At 35.3% G+C, this 18487-nt stretch carries 23 protein-coding genes; 8 read left to right on the forward strand and 15 right to left on the reverse strand.

What is annotated here, in order from left to right; all coding sequences use genetic code 11:
- The first annotated feature begins 28 nt into the window (after positions 1-28).
- Complete coding sequence (locus DAY19_RS03155) at positions 29-403, forward strand: VOC family protein (protein ID WP_114705729.1); 375 nt, start codon at positions 29-31, stop codon at positions 401-403.
- Here DAY19_RS03155 and DAY19_RS03160 read toward each other — a convergent pair.
- The 8 genes from DAY19_RS03160 to DAY19_RS03190 form a co-directional block, all read right to left on the reverse strand.
- Positions 395-2122 (reverse strand): hypothetical protein, encoded by a 1728-nt coding sequence (locus DAY19_RS03160; protein WP_114705730.1) that lies wholly within the window; start codon positions 2120-2122, stop codon positions 395-397. The two genes, DAY19_RS03155 and DAY19_RS03160, sit on opposite strands and share 9 nt — an antisense overlap.
- A gap of 48 nt (positions 2123-2170) precedes the next feature.
- On the reverse strand, positions 2171-2344 hold the full coding sequence (locus tag DAY19_RS15200; RefSeq protein ID WP_158536763.1) for a hypothetical protein: 174 nt from the start codon (positions 2342-2344) through the stop codon (positions 2171-2173).
- A 333-nt stretch (positions 2345-2677) separates the two neighbouring features.
- Entirely contained in the window at positions 2678-3646 is a 969-nt protein-coding gene (locus DAY19_RS03165; RefSeq protein ID WP_114705731.1) for an FAD:protein FMN transferase, read from the reverse strand.
- Positions 3646-4083 carry a TlpA disulfide reductase family protein gene (locus DAY19_RS03170; protein ID WP_158536764.1) on the reverse strand — a complete coding sequence of 146 codons (438 nt, stop codon included), beginning with the start codon at positions 4081-4083 and terminating at the stop codon, positions 3646-3648. The genes DAY19_RS03165 and DAY19_RS03170 overlap by 1 nt, the downstream gene beginning before the upstream one ends.
- A gap of 7 nt (positions 4084-4090) precedes the next feature.
- Positions 4091-5176, reverse strand: coding sequence for a DUF3570 domain-containing protein (locus DAY19_RS03175; RefSeq protein ID WP_158536765.1), 1086 nt, complete (start codon positions 5174-5176; stop codon positions 4091-4093).
- Between the two features lie 64 nt (positions 5177-5240).
- Complete coding sequence (locus DAY19_RS03180) at positions 5241-5444, reverse strand: DUF4266 domain-containing protein (protein WP_114705734.1); 204 nt, start codon at positions 5442-5444, stop codon at positions 5241-5243.
- 100 nt (positions 5445-5544) lie between these two features.
- Positions 5545-6891, reverse strand: coding sequence for a hypothetical protein (locus DAY19_RS03185; protein WP_114705735.1), 1347 nt, complete (start codon positions 6889-6891; stop codon positions 5545-5547).
- Between the two features lie 2 nt (positions 6892-6893).
- Complete coding sequence (locus DAY19_RS03190) at positions 6894-8279, reverse strand: hypothetical protein (protein WP_133296871.1); 1386 nt, start codon at positions 8277-8279, stop codon at positions 6894-6896.
- 171 nt (positions 8280-8450) lie between these two features.
- Between DAY19_RS03190 and DAY19_RS03195 the strand changes: the two genes are divergently transcribed.
- From DAY19_RS03195 to DAY19_RS15510, 3 genes are all read left to right on the forward strand, one after another.
- A complete protein-coding gene (locus DAY19_RS03195; RefSeq protein ID WP_114705737.1) occupies positions 8451-9023 on the forward strand; it encodes an outer membrane beta-barrel protein in 573 nt (190 codons plus the stop codon).
- 208 nt (positions 9024-9231) lie between these two features.
- Positions 9232-9972: a hypothetical protein gene (locus DAY19_RS03200; protein WP_114705738.1), complete on the forward strand. Its 741-nt coding sequence runs from the start codon at positions 9232-9234 to the stop codon at positions 9970-9972.
- An 11-nt stretch (positions 9973-9983) separates the two neighbouring features.
- Positions 9984-10232 (forward strand): DUF6868 family protein, encoded by a 249-nt coding sequence (locus tag DAY19_RS15510; RefSeq protein ID WP_114705739.1) that lies wholly within the window; start codon positions 9984-9986, stop codon positions 10230-10232.
- Positions 10233-10245: 13 nt separating this feature from the next.
- On the opposite strand, the gene DAY19_RS03210 is transcribed toward DAY19_RS15510, so the two are convergent.
- Positions 10246-10434 carry a DUF1232 domain-containing protein gene (locus tag DAY19_RS03210; RefSeq protein ID WP_114705740.1) on the reverse strand — a complete coding sequence of 63 codons (189 nt, stop codon included), beginning with the start codon at positions 10432-10434 and terminating at the stop codon, positions 10246-10248.
- 148 nt (positions 10435-10582) lie between these two features.
- Between DAY19_RS03210 and DAY19_RS03215 the strand changes: the two genes are divergently transcribed.
- The 3 genes from DAY19_RS03215 to DAY19_RS03225 all read left to right on the forward strand — a co-directional run bounded on the left by DAY19_RS03215 (position 10583) and on the right by DAY19_RS03225 (position 13478).
- A complete protein-coding gene (locus DAY19_RS03215) occupies positions 10583-12172 on the forward strand; it encodes a methyl-accepting chemotaxis protein (RefSeq protein ID WP_114705741.1) in 1590 nt (529 codons plus the stop codon).
- A 317-nt stretch (positions 12173-12489) separates the two neighbouring features.
- The gene (locus tag DAY19_RS03220; protein WP_114705742.1) at positions 12490-12834 is read left to right on the forward strand and encodes a hypothetical protein; all 345 of its coding nucleotides are present in this window, start codon (positions 12490-12492) and stop codon (positions 12832-12834) included.
- A gap of 71 nt (positions 12835-12905) precedes the next feature.
- A complete protein-coding gene (locus DAY19_RS03225; RefSeq protein ID WP_114705743.1) occupies positions 12906-13478 on the forward strand; it encodes a hypothetical protein in 573 nt (190 codons plus the stop codon).
- Here DAY19_RS03225 and DAY19_RS03230 read toward each other — a convergent pair.
- Both DAY19_RS03230 and DAY19_RS03235 read right to left on the reverse strand, forming a co-directional pair.
- The gene (locus DAY19_RS03230) at positions 13460-14065 is read right to left on the reverse strand and encodes a hypothetical protein (protein WP_133296872.1); all 606 of its coding nucleotides are present in this window, start codon (positions 14063-14065) and stop codon (positions 13460-13462) included. The genes DAY19_RS03225 and DAY19_RS03230 overlap by 19 nt on opposite strands.
- On the reverse strand, positions 14055-14852 hold the full coding sequence (locus DAY19_RS03235; protein ID WP_114705745.1) for a biosynthetic peptidoglycan transglycosylase: 798 nt from the start codon (positions 14850-14852) through the stop codon (positions 14055-14057). Before DAY19_RS03235 ends, DAY19_RS03230 begins: the two co-directional genes overlap by 11 nt.
- Before the next feature lie 200 nt (positions 14853-15052).
- On the opposite strand from DAY19_RS03235, the gene DAY19_RS03240 reads away from it, so the two are divergent.
- Positions 15053-15883: a hypothetical protein gene (locus tag DAY19_RS03240; protein WP_114705746.1), complete on the forward strand. Its 831-nt coding sequence runs from the start codon at positions 15053-15055 to the stop codon at positions 15881-15883.
- Between the two features lie 17 nt (positions 15884-15900).
- Here the strand turns inward: DAY19_RS03240 and DAY19_RS03245 are convergent, their stop codons facing one another.
- From DAY19_RS03245 to dapF, 4 genes are read right to left on the reverse strand one after another with little or no spacing between them, the layout of a single operon-like run.
- A complete protein-coding gene (locus DAY19_RS03245) occupies positions 15901-16431 on the reverse strand; it encodes an LOG family protein (RefSeq protein WP_114705747.1) in 531 nt (176 codons plus the stop codon).
- Position 16432: 1 nt separating this feature from the next.
- Entirely contained in the window at positions 16433-17215 is a 783-nt protein-coding gene (locus tag DAY19_RS03250; protein WP_114705748.1) for a TlyA family RNA methyltransferase, read from the reverse strand.
- The gene (locus DAY19_RS03255; protein WP_114705749.1) at positions 17215-17604 is read right to left on the reverse strand and encodes a hypothetical protein; all 390 of its coding nucleotides are present in this window, start codon (positions 17602-17604) and stop codon (positions 17215-17217) included. Before DAY19_RS03255 ends, DAY19_RS03250 begins: the two co-directional genes overlap by 1 nt.
- Positions 17597-18385 carry a diaminopimelate epimerase gene (gene dapF, locus DAY19_RS03260; RefSeq protein ID WP_114705750.1) on the reverse strand — a complete coding sequence of 263 codons (789 nt, stop codon included), beginning with the start codon at positions 18383-18385 and terminating at the stop codon, positions 17597-17599. Before dapF ends, DAY19_RS03255 begins: the two co-directional genes overlap by 8 nt.
- Positions 18386-18487 lie beyond the last annotated feature (102 nt).

Genomic DNA, 18487 nt, shown 5'->3' on the forward strand with positions numbered 1-18487 from the left:
TTAAATCAACTAGTTAGAGGATACCATTATGAATCTTAGTGCTATTGGAATTGCATGCGAAAGTCTCGAAGACTCTATAAAATTCTACGAAAACTTTGGATTAAATTTTACCCAAATTGGGGATGAACATTATGAGGCCACAACAAAGTCAGGTCTTCGCCTTATGCTCGATTCGTATGATCTAATGAAAAAAATCAATCCAAGTTGGGAGAGGCCAATCTTTCCAGGTATTACTCTTTGTTTTGAACAAGACAATCCACAAAGTGTTGATAACTTAGTTAATAAGCTAAAAGATAAAGATGTAATTATTGAAAAAGAGCCTTGGGATGCTTTTTGGGGCCAACGATATGCTTCAGTTAAAGATCCAGATGGAAATCAAATTGATATCTTTGCTCTACTGTAAACGAGAACCACTGGTGCAGAAGTCTTGAATATGTTTATTAGTTGAAGGAGTGCCACAACACAAAGAAGCACGAGTAAGATCAAATGAATTCTTATGAAGGAACTCTTTTGCACGCTCGAATAAAACTTCTTGATGAGTATTTAGATTAGATAAGTCTGAATAACATGTTTGAACGAGTTGTGCACGACGTGCAGATTTCTTTTTTTCAAAGCATATCTTTTGAGGAGTACCATCATCTCCAAAATCAATCGACTTTATGATACTTGATAGACTTCTTCCACGATGCCTACCCCTTGAAGAAAATTCAACTGAATCAATGACTCCCTCATCGGACTTATTAAGCTTTAAGCTCTTACCATCGATTCCACTGATATCAACTGATCGATCTTGAGAACATGAGATATTAGAATATCGATTTGTTTGTAGATCATCATAGATTGTTTCCACAACACGACACATATGTTCACCATTAGTTAGGGCCTGTTTTTGTCTTGGCCAATCTTCACCTAAGAAAGAAATGACTTTGGGGCTTAATGCCAAAAGAGGTTTACATTGTGGATCTTTGATCCAATCGTGGTAGCCAAGTGTTGCACAGGCCGTAGAGGGTGAGTACCCCATTAATTCGACTGCATTTGCTGCTTTTAAAAACTTTGTACTTGAAAGTATCTTCGACATAAGACCGAGGCCATCTCGTGTTTTATTCTTCACTTGACTTGCAATGGCACGAGAACTCAGCTTAGCTTTTGCTACGTTACTAGGTGTTATTTTATGGTAGTTTTCCTGTATAAGGAGTCGTTTGTGAAGACGAGCCTTATCAAAAGCAGAGAGCGGGCGATACTCATGGCCTTTTGTAAATTCATTATAATTTTGTTCTAAAAACTTAGCAGCTAATCGATCTTTCTTATTCTTTAAAAAGAATTTACTATCACTTGCTTTAACTACTTTGCGTCCAAATTCTTCTTTTGTGACCGGACTCATTCCACGATCAACAAAGTCTGCTATCTTTTCAATCTTTAGTATTAACTTTCGTTTTTTTAAAACATTCTGCTTTCTTTTGCCAGTAAGTCCTTCAAGAGAAAGTCCTGCTTTTTTAAATGCATCCTCTGTCCATTTTCCATCAACATCATTTAGAGAATCTACAATTTCTCTATTTAGTTTTCTTCCATAACCTTCTTCAAAAAGAACCTTATAAAATGGCCGTCCGTTATATTGACTTGAAGGTGTAACCTTAGCATTATCATGGGCCTCTAAAACGATTTTTAATGTCTCCTTATCAATTTCTTTAAAACGTTCTGGATATCGTTCAAGTAGCTTTACTCCCAAGTCCACAATTCTCTTCTTATGCTTGGACATATGCTCGTGAAAGTCGAGTGCATCATTTACATTAACACGTCCTGATAATCTTTGAGCGATGGCCTGTACATTTTGATATTGAGTTGAAAAGATCAGTGTATAAGGAATCTTTGCAGAAGTTTCACTTTGGGAGCAAACACCTATAGATAAGTCATTAGGTGATAAATCTTCATTCTCTTGAAAATTACTATCATCAAATAAGCTATGGCATTGAGCTAAATCATCTGAATTAGAACAAATAACTTGGGCCTTCAGATAATTAATCTTATCCCGAATTTCATTTGGACTATTAAGACAATGCTCTGATGCGTAAACTACTGAAAGTAATAAGCTCAGTAAAAGAATGTAGCTTTTTGTCTCCCTCACTTAAAACTTATCGGCAGTATATAAACAAAGTTAAGTTACTGACTTATATTAGGCAGCCTTTTTAATAAAGTCTTCACTATCTGGAATTTGAATACTTGAAACCTTCTTTTCCAATGATACGACTTTCGCTTTCGTATCATTTACACCTAGGATAAGGCTTTTAATATCACCGATAGACTTATTTAAAATCGAGACTTGCCCTTGAAGCTGAGTTGAGACCAATGATGAATCTTGAGCAATACCAGTATTTGACTTTGAAAGAACATCGACATGTGAAAGCGCAGTTTGTAGCTGGTTGATTCCACTTGATTGCTCCTGTGTCGCCGATGAGATCTCACCTACAGAAGAAGAAACTTCAATAATGAAAGCATAATTACAGGCACTTACTAAATAAACTCTTCCCTAATAAACAGAATATATTCGCGACTCATTTTCACAAACGACTTTTATAGACAACTTTGTAAGAGATTGAATTAATTATGTAACAACTATTATTTATTAACATTAGCTAATTTGGAAAAACATCCATTCTGCCAACTCAGTTTTGCACGATCACTAAAGTTCAAATGATTTCAAAGCTTTTTGCGATAGATGGGATTGGCCATACTTGTCTATGATAAATCCAATAAATTTATGCTTATTGAGATAAAGAAGAGCATCCTTAACACAAAGATTCATTAAAATAGTGGCGGTTGTATCAGATGAAATTGCATCATCAGCAATTACTGTAGTAGCAATAATTTCATCATTACTACATCCATTCTTAGGATTAATTATATGGTGGTCAGCTTGGTTCTTTTCATGTTCATTAAAATGAATATATCCACCTGAGGAAGCAACACTTCCTTTTGATAATTGAATTACGCCGATTGATTTTGAACTATCTTTAGACAAGGGATTACGAATTCCGATTCGCCATGGCCTTGGAGCACTATTATGTGAATGAACCCGAATATCACCAGAACCATTTACATAGAAATTAATAATTCCTTCTTTTTTAAGAAATTCATAAACACAGTCTACGGCATAGCCTTTCCCAATACCGCCAAGCCCAATACGCATTTGTTCATGTGGTAGATAGATAGTCTTTGTTAGATGGTTTAATTTAATTTTTCGATAATCGATGTGTGCTTGAGCCTGTGTTCTCTCTAAAAAAGATAGAGTCCTTCCATCATTTTTTGCTTTTCTCCATATATGTCCCACACTTGCAAAAGAGATATCGAAAACACCTTTCGAAGCTTTTGATATTTGAAGGGATCTTTTTACTAGATTAAATATTTCATTATCAACCTTTACTGGTTTTATTCCAGCAAAATCATTAACCCTATTGAATGGACTGTCACAAAAGTCAGTTAACTTAGCTTGGATGCGATGTACTTCCTCTTCAGCTTTTTTGAAGATGCTTATAACATCATGCTTAGATAAATGAGTTTGAGGAAAACAGAGTAATTGAAACTCGCCTCCCATTGCTCTAAATTTATGCTCACAGCGAATGGTACTTTCCCCTTCAATTTTTAGTGACACTATAAATCCTTGGGTGGCTTATCTGAGCTATAAAGTATAATCATATTATTATCAATCACAATAGAACGTGGAAGCTCTGTTACATTTAACATCTTTGAAGTAGTGCGATCGCGATCTTCAAGAATCAAAAAAGAGAATTGATATTTTTTCATAAATTTCTTTATTTTCTTTTTCTTCTCTCCTGCATTAACTGCAACAAAGAGGATACCTTTAGACTCGTATTTTTTCTTTAAGGCCTCGAGTTCATCTAATTCTTGGATACACGCCGTACACCATGAAGCCCAAAAGTTTAGATAAATCTTTTTATATTTCTTAGTTGCAGACTTTAGTTGAAAACTTTCTTTCTTGTCATATATAGGAAGAGTAAAATCCTTAATGGTTTGCGCATTGATATTTAATGAAAGTAAAAAAGTAATTAAAAGTAGTATCTTTTTCATAAAAAACCTAGAATTGAAATCCGATTGATGACTGAATATATGCATAGATCAGTCCATTTGAGCGTTTAGCAGCAGTTATACCATTATTCCAAACCATTTCTTCAAAGTCGATTCCATAGATTGTCTGGGTATCATAATGACTTGTTAACATAGTAGACAATTCGTATGACGAAAAGTCCTCAAGGTCCGAATCACTTGTCATAAATTCCTTAGCAGTATCAAATGAGTCAGCATAATACTCAACACTTGATTGATTGTGAAAGCGAAGAGCAACTTCAAAAAAGTCTTCATCATCATTTATTTCTTTTAGAAATGCTAAACGAATAGTATGGGCATCCAGATCCCATTGATCAAAGTAATAACGATAGGAAAGATTCATGGCCATTGTATCGTCAAAGCCGTGTACCCATTTTGAAGATAGTGCATAACGATTCCTTGTTTCAGGAAGAACTTCAGCTTGTCGAACACCTCCAACAAGAACGGAACTAGCAGTAGATTCAAGATTTTTATTTGCATTCACATATGTAAGGCCAGCTTGAACAATATCTTTACGTGTAATGATTTGTGAAGCTGTTAAACTTGCAGCAAAAATATCACGTGGTAAAAATTCAGATATCTTAGCTGTTGGAGGATTACTTAAGTCTTCAAACAACATGACCTCATCCTTGTAATATTGAAGACTAAGGCCAATCGTGAAGTTATCCTTTGCCATTGATCGTTGGATTCCTATCGAGCCATTAAAAGAGCGATAGTCATATTCTGAAGAAAACCCGACTCCACCACTTAATTCCCAATCACCCATTTCCTTTCTAACGCCTAAATTTCCAGAGATTCGTGACTGCTCCTTTCTACCTGGGCCACTGGCACCTGTGGCACCATCAAGCTTAGTATCAGATGCTGCTGTCCAAAAATCGAAAACAAAATGTGCATTTATCGCTGTATCTTCAGTTATTTGATGTTCAACAAATAACATAGGCTCGACAACATTTGCCTCTTCTTTTCCTGAATTATCAAAGACCTGATTACCATCATCACTATTTTGATGATAGACATTAAAAAGAAGTTTAAACTTTGTTTTTCCTTCTTCTAACATTTCCGCAAAAGAGCTGCGTATAGAAACGAGCAACAGGAGTAGAGTGAAGAGTGTTTTTTTAAATTTAGTTACAACCACAACCACCTCCAACAGCAGAACTTCCACCAACAGCACCTTCTCTAAATGCACGTACTTCATTCTGGAAAACACTTTCTTCAGGGTGAGGATCTAATTGCATAATTTTCTTTGATAAGAGGCCTCGATCAATTTGATCGACATTTGCACATGATGCTAGAAAGAGCATCATGAAGACATAATATAATTTCATAACTAATCCTTGTTAAAATTATATTTTAAATCTCTAACTAGATTGACGGCAACAAATACTATTGTTTGCCATTAGCAACATATGTTTACATATTCATATATTACTTTGGTGTTAATGGACAAAGGGCATCCACAATAAGTGTCGGCGTTTTAGTAAACTCATCAAACCAAATACACTCTTTAAAGTCCTGATAATGATTCGTATAGAAAGTTTGTCCTATTAACCTTTTATGACATGTTGCAATTGATCCGTCAGAGCTAGACTCTAGATTTTTTAATTTCTCCTTGAGTTGATTTAGAGTTTCTTCTGATAGTAATTGATGTATCTGACTTAGTGGTACTCCTGGACCTTTTGGATTCAAGTGATTTACGAAGAGTTGCTTCTCATTTTGTCGATTAAGAGGATAGTCTCTTAGCATCTGTTTTCGACAAACCTCAAAGCGATCGACGTAATCAGCTTCAGTAGCAAAGGCATCCCCCATTAATCGTGCAAGTTCAATATTTTGATAAAAATTAAACCACTGTCTTCTTCCTGGTTCAGTAGGAAGTTTGGTATTTCGCTTTAAGAAATCATAGAAGTAATTCTGGAACTCATAATTATATCCCCAAGGTGTATACTCTAGGGCCATATATAATCCAGAATCAGAAGAGAGCATCGCCGACTTAATTTGAGTAATTAACTTTCTAAATTGTTCAATATCTCTTAAATTTTGAATTGGTATTGTTAACGGGTTCATGCCTCGAAACTCAGCGTAGAGAGTTACAGCACGATTGGCCAGTTCACGATTAAGTTGTGCGCGGATTTTTGGCTCTATCGTTGAATCAAATAGACGAATATAAGTTTCAACAAGAGAGATAAAGCCTGCATCATTACCATCAGCATCTCGATTAAACACAAGTGTAAACCACGCACCTGCATACTTATCAAACGAGCTCACATAACCACTGGCACATAATTCTCCAAATGTGAAAAAGTCACCTGCCAGAAGCAATGCTCCATAGCGATCTTGTATTTTCACATAGTCAGTATCACGCTCTCTTGCAAAAGTTGTTTTGTGAACTGCTATTTGAAATGCACTTTGGGTTTGTTGGTTTTGTTTATTTAAAATATCGTCGACATGGCTATTATAAACATTATTATAATACTTACTAAAAAAAGGGTTAAAGATATTTGTACCCACAACTTTTTGTTTAAACTCTAATTGAATATTAGATTGTTGAGTACCGACAAACTTATCTAACTCAAAGCAGGTATTTGATCTTTTAAACAACTTTCTTGAAAACCCATCAAGAAGCTTCATGTGCCCTTCAATTTGAGTAACTCTTGGATCATCAATATAAAGGGATGAATGAAAATTCTCTTCATTGATTTTATTATCATGTAGTGGCAGGGCCCATGAATAGGCCCCACCAAAAATTAGAATAAATATTAAGATTTTATTTTTCATAATTATGCATCATCTGGAATAACAACTCTTGAAAGCTCTGGCATACAGTAACTATCAAGAAGTGGTGAAACTGGTACACTCGTCGTACGGGCATCTAAACATACTGGAATATTTCTATAATGTACTTTATCAATGCCTTGCTCATGAATTTGTTTAATACATGCCAATGCTCCTGTTTCAGGATCTGGTGTTGGTTCTGCTTGGCCATAATTAAATTGATAATTGGCCGCAAGATACTCTTCAACTTTTTCTTGAGAGAGAACTGAATCAAATGCAGCAAGAGAGATCTCAGAGTTTTGATTATTTGGTTTTGTTAAATCAGAAAAATAAGTATTTTCCGGCTCATAACCACCATTAAAATCATCATCAACATTTAAATATTCATCTTCTAAAATACGACGACAATTACTGGCCTTAAAGTATTGATCAATTTGAGCGCGATCAATACGATCTAATTCACTGATAATTTCAGCATTAGCTTCTAAATTCTTCTTCTTTTCAAATAGAAGTTTACCTTCATCATCTTCAAGCTCTAACAGGTCTTGAAATTGTGTGTTCTCAATCCAAGGTGCAACTTCCATAGTTGTCACTCGACCTGCATTTGGATCCTGCATCGTTTTAACAACAGCTTGAACTGACTTTTTGAAACTATCAATATCTGTAGGAATAATATCAGCGATCTCACCTTTACCTAAACCATAGGCCCAAATATTGATTTCTAATCTTTTTGATTGAGTCTCTTCTCTAAATTCACTTGAAATTGTCGTATCAGATGAGCCACCAGAGAAGAATCCACGCATCTTAGCTTTAAGTTGTAATTCAAAATTTACATCTCGCTCACTAGAAGTTGTGCGATAACGAAGTAAACCTAAGAAACTCGAATGACGACCAATCGATCGAACATAATAAGGGCCGCAAGAGTCAAAGAAACCGACAACATCACCTTTTGCCAATAAGCTTTTTGCACTTTCACTTAGCTGACTTTCTCCTTCTGAAAGAGAATGGTAATAGCTATCAACATCAATATCAGCAAAGATATAATGATAATGATAAGTATTTTCTCCAGAAACTTCCGTAAAGAGATTAACGTTTGTTTTTAAGAATAAGAATTTAAAGGTATTCTTTGTTTCAAAAGATTTTGTATACTGACTTTCCCAGTCCTGTTCAATTTCTAAGTAACGATATTTTAAGTCATATGATGGTTGAGTAGTTTTGACTTGCCCCATACAAGTACTTTGATACGTATTTGTTGCAATGGAATATCCCCTTCCCAAAACAGGGGAAATACCCAAGTCATTTAATCGATTATCTCGAATAACTCGCGATGAAGCAAAAACACTACTCGATAATATCGACAGTGTAACTGCCGCCCTCATTAAATTTTTCACATATCCTCCTATGATAATGTTTCAAACCCTCTAAATAAAATATGATTAATAAAAAGATATGTAGGTAACTAAGTCAATTTAAGCTCTAGTAAATTCAAGCAAATAAAAACTAAAGGATGATCAAAATTACCGCTAACATTAACGACGCTTAGAATATGAGATAATTTTAGAATGAAAAATATCTTACGTTTTGCTTCATTTATCTTAATTATCTCCTCTTCAACTAGTGCATTGGCCTATGGGAATATCTCAAAAGGAAATCTCACAATTGAGCCAATAGTCGGATACGAAAGAGTCCAGTCGATTCTTCCAACGCCTCATACATCAAATCGATTGTTTTACGGTGCTCGTGCTAATTGGGGGCCACAGTATTTGTCCCTAGAAGCAGAAGTTACTCAATCAAAAGAAGATGAGACTTATAATTCTGGTACCGTCGAAATGGCCGAGACATCAACAAATTACAAACTTGGTTTAAGAAGTGCATACAATATTGGCTCTTCACTACGCTGGTATTTGCGTGCAGGTGCTAGTGCTCGTGAAAGTAAGTACGAAAGAACAGAGGCAGGAGTTACCACAACCCAAGAGCCTGCGACATACGTTTCACCTTATGCAGGAAGTGGCCTAAGTATAAATATGCTTGGAGTATTCTCTCTTAATGCAGGTATTACAGCTGTTTTCACAAATCATCGTGAAATAGAAGAGCCGGAATATCAATCATCTCTTGGTTTCTCAATTAGAATATAGAATAAAAAAGGCCCTTACCGAAGTGTAAGGGCCTCTTTTCATGCTCGCAGCAAGAGCTACAAGCTGAGCAGAGCAACCGAGTGAAGCTCTACCATCTTTAATATACCATCAAAACATGTTCACCAGAGTTAAGATTTCCTAAATTTGCTCTATTGTTTAGACCACCAATTTTCTATAAAATATAAAGGCCAATCAATAGGAGGATTTGATGATCAAGTTACTAGTGCTAGTAAGTGCACTTTTTATGACTTCATGTGCGACAAAAGTTCATGGTTTAAGAAAAACAGCTGATTTCACATATAGTAATGTTGTGAACGGACGCCTTACTATTGGAGGCATCACACACACAACAGAAAAATGGGATTATAAGAAGAAGATTAACCTGGCCAATCAATTTCGTACAGATGTTCAAGAACAAAGAAAAGACATCATCATCGATAGCACAAGCTATCTCGTTAAGCGTATGGGACGAGGCCTCTATAGAGAGATGCTTAGAGAAATCGAAGAGGATTCAACATTATCTGAACAATCTCTAACTCTATTAAACCAAAACCTAACAGATCGCCGCTATATTGCCTTTGCTCGTATTGAAAATGACATCACAAGAAACTCACGTGAAACTGAAGATGTAACAGATACAGAAGGAAAAGCAACAGGAGACAAGAAACTTACGACAACTACAAATCGAGATATGGATATTAACTTCTTTGTCTATGATATAAGAAATAAATATCTCGCTTGGAATGGATTGATAAAAAAGAGTGGATCTAATTCCCTAGACTATCACATTGAAAAGAAAAATGGATTAGTTCAGTTTTTTGATTTAATTACAGGCTCAAAACAAGGCAGTCTTGATAAGAAATACCCTTACCCTAAAAAACCGAGTGAAAGGTATATCTTAAGTCGAGCTTTCTCAGGTTTTGCACAAAACTTACCTGAAAAGGACTAGAGGAAAGAATGATGGAGATCAATATCAATAGCATCACAGAATTTCTAGGATGGTGTACACTAATTAATTTTGGTCTCCTCACCCTTTCGACTATCTCAATCGTATTATTTCGAAAATTTATTATAAGAACACACTCAACACTTTTTGGAATAAAAGAAAAGAAATTACCTAAAATATACTTCAAGTATCTTGCTAACTTTAAACTTGTTGTCATCCTATTAAATTTAACACCCTATATTGCCTTGAAGCTTATGCAATAAAGATTTTGCAAAGTTATTTCTCTCTGAATTTCTTAAGACAAGAAATAATGAGCAAGACAGCGCCAGCCTCATCTAGGTTTCCGATATAAGGGAGGTTATCAGGGATAATCTCTATCACACCGGCCGTTGGATTTAGGATATAGATCACTCCTATAACGATTCCAATTAATGGGAGTATTTTCTTAGTAATTAACTTGTTCATGAAACCACGCTAGTTAGAATTAAATTATTTTTATTATACATAAGTGTCAAAAATACTCTAAGTAAGATTCGTTGAATCGCTTATCTCAGATAATTAAAGTTCCGAATAAAAGCCAAGAATCGAATAAAGCAACAATCTTAGGAGAATTATGAAAGCATTTTTAAAAAGTCTTAGCTTAAATGCAAAAATTTTACTCATGGCACTTATTCCATTTTTTATCTTCACGTCTATCTTTATCGCATACTCTTATGTTTCAACAAAGGATGCGCTACTTAAAGAAAAACGTCACCAAATTGAAGATGTAACCACAACGACAATGAAGTTTCTCGAGTCAATGAATGAGAAAGTTCAAAAAGGTGAATATTCAATTGATGAGGCCAAGAGTATTAGTAAACACTATATTTCCAGTATTCGCTACGGTCGTGATCACGATGATTATCTCTGGGTAAATGACCTGCATCCTAATATGATTATTCACCCTAGTAAGTCACTCCAAGGTAAGAGTGTCGCTGACTTTAAAGACAAAGCAGGAAAGCCATTATTTAACGATGTTGTTGCCCTTGTTAAGAAGCAAGATAAAGGTTTTATTAACTATATTTGGAATAGTAAGACTGATAAGAATAAATTTGTTGAAAAATATTCTTATGTTGAATTATTCAAGCCATGGGGATGGGTTTTAGGAACAGGTATTTATGTTGAAGACGTTAATAACTATATTTTTAGTGTCTTTCTAAAACAGGCCTCGTTTGGGATTATTGGTTTATTAATCATTGCCGCAATCTTTACCTTTGTTTTAAAAACGGGAGTATCAACACCTCTTCTTTTAATGGCCAACAAACTAAAAGAAACTTCTCAATTTGTTGCCCGCGGCTCAACAACAACATTAAATACTTCGACGCAACTTTCAGCTGCTACTAATGAACAAGCAGCATCTCTTCAGGAGACAGTTGCTTCTGTTGATGAAATCTCATCTATGATTCGTAGAAATACAGAGTTTGCAGAAGAGTCAAAAAAATCAGGAGAACTATCAGAAAGAGAAGTTCAAAATGGTAAGCAAACAATCGATGAAATGCTTATGGCCATCGAAAATATCTCTGAAAATAATACTGATGCAATGAAGAAGATGGAAAATAGTAACCATCAGATTCAAGAGATCCTAAACATTATTAAAGAGATTGAAACTAAAACTCAAATCATTAACGATATTGTCTTTCAAACAAAGCTACTTTCATTCAATGCATCTGTAGAGGCGGCACGATCAGGTGAAAGTGGTAAAGGCTTTGCTGTTGTTGCAGAAGAAATTGGATCACTAGCTTCAATGTCTGGTAAAGCATCAGATGAAATTAAAGTTCTTATTGATGAGTCTATTAAAAACGTCGAAACAATCGTATCTCAAACAACCAATATGGTTCAAGATGTAATCAATAATAGTGGTAAAACAGTTGAGGCAGGACGTAAAAAAGCAAGTGAATGTAAAGACGTACTCGATAAAATCGTCTTCAACGTACAAAATGTGAATGGCAAGATTACAGAAATTGCTCACGCTTGTAGCGAACAAACTCAAGGTGTAAACGAAATCACAAATGCTATTCGCCTCATTGATGAAACGACACTACAAAATAACAACTCGGCACAAGAGGCATCAAAAGAAGCTTCAAATCTAAAAAACCAGGCCAATAACCTTGATCTTGTAGTTAAGTCAGTTATCGAACTTGTAAGCGGAAACAGAGCAGCATAATTTTTATATTCTAGAGGTGGGCCCAGTACCCACCTCTCTTCACACCAATAATTAAAGGGTTGTAAACATACGAAAACAACTGTTTTGATATTCAAACTTTTATTTGACACCGTCTACATTTATGCTAAGATAATTTCAGATTCAGATATTTATATTGGCTGGATGGAGTGTCCATTACTTAAAATTCATTTCTTCTTTCTTTTTATAGCAATTCTTTCTTATATACATTCTTTGAACAACCCTACACTCCTTCGGCCATATAAATCTGAATTCATATCTTTTTTGCGCTTATGAAGAAATCCACGTAAAATATTTTTATGGATAAGAAATTTGAAACTCTCTATTATTTTATGAATGAAAATGTCTCTGTCATTGAAACGAAGAGAACAGACCTTGGTGATGATGCAAAAAAAGAAGAACTCTATCAGTGGTACTTTGTTTTTAATGAGGAACTTTCTTTAGAAAAACTTGAGTTTGAGTCTGCATTCGTCGACCAGGTCAATGGTAATGAGATCAATGTTCGTAAATTTAAAAATGCGGAGTTTCGATTTGATGATAGTTTTGGAAAGTTTCAAAACAAAGAAGGCGGACATATTATTATGAAAGTTCCAAATGCCGTTCTACCTCAACCTCTTGAAGATTTAATTTCAAAGAACCTATAGAAGTTTTTTCTCTCTTAAATAAAATCAAATAAGAACTAAAATAATTTTAGTTAATTATTTAAGGGAGAGATATGAAAGTTTTTTTACCATTATTTATTTTAGTTTTTCTAACATCTTGTGCAGCAAAATATGGAATTGTTGCTGGAGCACAGATGCCTAAGTATGAAGAAGATGTCACAATCATTGATTTATTTGGTGGCAGTGATACAGACCTTGAACCTTATACAACTGATGGTACAGGCTTTCACATTGGAATCTCAGAAGAGACAGATTGGCTTTTAACAAAAATATCTTATTATCAAAATACCTATAGTAATGAATCTTATAAATTAGAATCTAGTACAATTAAAACTGATCTAAAAGAAAGTGGTGTCATGGGAACGACTGGATTTAAGCTTTGGTGGTTTCAACCACTTTTTGGATTTAAGTATGTATCAAGGGAATATAGCAACCCTCAAGCTCCTTCAGACACAAACTATATTCTCTGGACACTTGGAATGGATATAGAAGTACCAATGAGTAAGCGTTTTTACGTCTATGGTGGATATCACTATAGTTCGGGATCAGATTTAGATATTACTCACGATACTGAATTTACTGTGAAAACGATGGTCTTAGGTCTTCGTTATAACTTTTCTGAATAAACTTTTCGCCAAATCTCTAAGAGCTTAATTGGAATTGGCTCTTTTAAAGGTGAAATATCAAATTTTTCAAAAAGATACTTATCAGCGAGATCTTCACTTTCTTCAAATTGAAGGTTTCGCTTTTCTTGAATATCTAAATCACTTTGACAATTTCCACCTTCGCTTTGTCCCGGCTCACATGGATTGAAAGCAATACAACCATAAGGCTTATGATCGACACCCAGGCCACATCCAAAACTTGGATAAAAATAAAAAGGACATGTATAAGACTTTCTAAAAAACTCTCCAGCTCCTATTTGGATATATTTATCCAGCCTGAATTCAGATATGCAGTCCTCTAATCGTCTTCTTGTTTCTTGATTAAGTAGACCTTTTTCTTCTAGAGCTGCCATGGCCTCAAGTGCTTCAATCGATGTCATTTGCATTGAGTTCGCTTCGTATGTACAACAGCGTCCAGTACAGTTCATGCAATCAAGGCCTTTTTTCTCATTATCATACATTTGCTCAGATAAAAGAGCACGTCTTGTCTTAGCTTCTGCTAGGCCAACATCTGAATAGACATTTTTTAATAGTTCTTTAAAGTTCAAAGAATTCATCTTCTAATATCTGCTTCTTATTTTTTACGGACTGTACTTTTGTTTTCTCAAATGAAAGATTTGAATCTCGGTAATCATCTAACTCTTCAGGCGTGATTACTTTTACGACTTTCAATTTATTCAAGATTGAATTTACAATTTTATTAGCAAACTCTGTTAACTCTTTATCGCGAAAAGACTGAGAGTATACTTTGGGATTTGGAAGTAACATTGCTAGAAATGCAGCCTCTTTTGGATTTAGATCATCTGGTCGTTTTTTAAAGTAAAACCAGCTTGCCTCAGTGATACCGTAAAGTCCTTCTCCAAATTCAATGATATTTAAATAAGTTTCTAGGATCTTATCTTTTGTTAAACGATTCTCTAAATACATAGTCGAAAAGAGTTCAAATACTTTTCTTTGCAGGCTTCTTTCACTCTTTGTATAGAGATTCTTTATCAGCTGTTGTGAGATCGTACTTGCCCCTCTTAACTTCTCTCCATTTAAATGATCCTTGATGGCCATGTAAATTTGCCTTAGATCAACTCCTTGATGGTTATAGAAGGACCAATCCTCACTAACAATAAAAGCATAGTAAACATGCTTTGGTAAGGCCTTAAGACTTGCCCACTTGCGAGGTCTCTTGTGAACGATACGGTAATGAATTGACTCATTCCTATATTCATTTTTGACGTAGCTATTTGCCAGTTTATTAATATTTAAAACTGGTACTTGCGTGAAGAGGTAACCACTGAGAAGACCTCCTACAAGGATGAATAGTAGAATCATTTTCTTAAGCATTAGACGCAATATAGCATGTTTTTACTTTACTTGAATAGTCCAGTATAGACATCTTCCCTACTGATCTCGTTCATATTATTAATAACTTAGCCTGCTAAATCGGCATTATTTACCGACATCGATAAAATCACCTTAATTAATTACGCATGCACTCCACAACACCCGATTCGTTTATTGCTACACATACAAACGGAGTTGACATGTTTACAAAATCATTAAAAATGATGACGGCATCTTGCTGCCTCATATTCGCCACCACACAAACATTTGCCCAAGAGGAAGCCTCTTTCCCTATTGGTAGAATAACTCAATTAAACGCTCTATATACTTCACCTCAAGGTGACGGAAGCGCAAAAGAAGTTTCAATTGAAGGCTTTGGTGATTTTATAAATCCAAAACTTGAAGTTGAAAACTATAATGGAATCCTAATGTTTCGAGTAGAAAATGAAGCCTTTGAGCTCGATTTATCTTCTCTTCCAATTAGAGATGCCAATAAGATTGATCTTGATAATATTAATTATACAAATGGAAATGCTGACCTTTCACTGGGCCTAACAAATATTAATGCCACAGGTGAAGGGTTTAGAACGACACTTACAAACTCAAGAGTTCAATGTCAAAAAAGAGAACGCGAAGGAAGTGTATATGAACAACTTCTTCAAAACTGCTTCAACTATCTAACACTAAATGTGGATAAGGCCTATTTTAAAAGTGATGAAAGAAGTTTCTATAATGTAACAAATGAGTATGAAACACTTGGTGATGCTGTTGAGATCGATGGGATCAGTCTTAATATTCGAAATGGTAAATTTAATGGACACCTTAAAGGAAATATTTCTAAGGGTGTAAAAGTTAAGTTTGAGGGCCGCTCTTCATACGATTTAGATAATAAAATTATCAATATAAAAATTGAAAAGGCAAAGGCCGGATTCTTTAACGTACGTCGTACAATCTTTAAAGAACTAGAGCGCTTCGAAAGTAATACTATCGAAGTTGATGAACCAAATATTTATATTATTCTACAAGACTAAAATATTCTGAGAGGATCTTAATTGATCCTCTCCATTAATTCTTCATTTGAATTCACAACAGTAATTAATTCATAGTGCTCTTTTGAAACAAACCCTTCTGCTACAGAAAGTTCAATATGCTTAATTAAGTGATCAAAATAACCATTAACATTAACCAAGTAAATTGGCTTTTTGTGATATTGAAGCTGGGCCCAAGTTGTGATCTCAAATAGCTCATCAAGAGTTCCAAAGCCTCCTGGGTAAGTCACAAAGCAATCCGATAATTCATACATCTTCTCTTTACGTGTATGCATTGTTTCTACTTCAATAAACTCAGTTAAACCTTGATGTCCGACTTCCCAATCAATAAGAGACTTAGGCATTACACCTATAACGTGTCCATCTTTTGCAAGCATAGTATCAGCGATTTTTCCCATCACACCAATTGAGGCTCCACCGTAAACAAGGTAGTGGCCATTTCCGACAAGTTTTTCCCCCAGATCAGTTGCCTGCTCTAAGTATACTTCACTCTTTCCACTTGATGATCCACAAAATACACATACTCTCATTCTATTCTCCAACTTCTTTAATTAACTCTTCTAATGTGAGACTTTCGCTAGAGCTTTTATCTAAGTATAAGAAATACTCCTGATTTCCACTCTTTCGTCCTTTAATCACACAAGGCTTAATACCTTTAATCTTAAGACCTATTGCCTCACATTGTATTTTCATTTCTTCTAGTGCACGAATGACGTATTCGCGTCCTTTAACAAGTCCCTTCTTACCAATACCTTCTCGTCCCACTTCAAATTGTGGTTTAAAAAGAAGAATCATTTCAGCATTATCCTTACTGATAGCAACAAGGTTATTCCAAATTAAATTCAGTGAAATAAATGACAGGTCAGCGACACATAGATCAACCTTCTCTTCTAGCCCATTTAATTCACGAATATTTGTTCCCTCTAAATTAACAACTCTTTCATCACTAATAAGAGATGGATCAAGTTGTCCATGCCCAACGTCTATAGCAAAGACTTTCCTTGCTCCAAGGCCAAGGCAAAATTGAGTAAATCCGCCAGTACTTGCTCCCACATCCGCTACGACTTTATCTTTTACATCAACATTAAAATGCTCAAAAGCCCCTGCTAATTTATGAAAGCCACGCCCGACTTCTTTGACATCATCAATTATTTCGATTTCTTCATCAGCGACTTTATAAGATGCTTTGGTAATAATCTTTCCTGCAACACGAACCCTTCCGTTTGCAATAATTTGCTGTGCTTTTGATCTTGTGGAAACAAGTCCTAAGTCTGCTAATTTCTTATCGAGTCTTTCTAAATTTGAATCGGACATTAGTGAACAACTGGTTTTATCTTTATTTTCGTTTTTTGACCAAGTTCTGGCTCATTGAAGATAACACTACCTTCGTGGCCTAGCTTAAGATCAAGTTTAAAACTTTTTGAAAGTGTTTTAGAGAGTACTCTTCCCTCGATTTCAACAAGTGAGCCTGGGCCATAAGTTGTTTCATCATCAATGAATGTACCTGAAAGTAAGAGATCAATTTTACTCTTCATAACAAATCGACTCATTTTATCTGGTTGTATATTTTCAACAAAATGAAGCTCACTCATAAGAATGGTTTGTCCCTCGAAGTCTTTTTCATGAGTCATTACCACTTCTACAAAGATTGTGGCATATGCACTTAAACTTAACAGAAGGCATAAAATGAGTTTTTTAATCATGGAATTCACCTGTGTAAATTAGCTTTGTTTGACCGCCAAGATAGATCATCTCCGCTGCTCTTTTGACAAATAGTATACCACCATTTGTTTGAAATTCTATTTCATCACTATGTTCATGGCCTTTATCCCAGAGCATACAAGCGGCCGCGACATTACCTGTACCGCAAGCAAAGGTCTCACCCTCAACACCTCTTTCATAAGTACGAATTCGGTACTCTCCATTATCTATTTTGTGAATGAAGTTTGAGTTCACTCCCTCTGGAAAGTCTTTATCATAGCGAATACGCTTTCCTATTGTTTCGACGTCAACTTCTTGAGCGTCGTAGACCATAAATACGCAATGCTCGACACCAGTATTTACATACATTGAGTCAATGGCCTCTTCATACTTACCAGAAATATCATAAAGGTCTTCATCTTTGATTGTGGCCATATGAACCCAAATTACATCTCCATCAAGTCCTGATGAATAAACACCGCTCTTAGTTGTAAATGTGAAATCAGAATTATGGGCATCAGTAACTCGACGGTAAAAATCCGTAATAGCTCGTGTGGCGTTTCCGCACATACTAACTTCCCCACCATCAGCATTAAGATAACGCATATGAAAGTCGTATTCATCAGAGTTCTCTAAGAAGACAACTCCGTCTGCACCGATTCCAAAGTTGCGCTGACAAAGCCTTTGCCACTTTTCTATATTGTGAACATCCTGCTTTCCATCACGGTTATCGATGACGATAAAGTCATTTCCATTAGAGCTGTATTTACTGAAATTTGTCATGGGAATATCATTTCATTATTTAATAAATTTGACTACTATCGCCAATTACACATCGCACCACCGCCATGTATCAAAATTTTGTAGCCAGATTACCAATTCTTA

Source organism: Halobacteriovorax vibrionivorans, assembly GCF_003346865.1.
In the GTDB taxonomy this organism is placed as follows: domain Bacteria; phylum Bdellovibrionota; class Bacteriovoracia; order Bacteriovoracales; family Bacteriovoracaceae; genus Halobacteriovorax_A; species Halobacteriovorax_A vibrionivorans.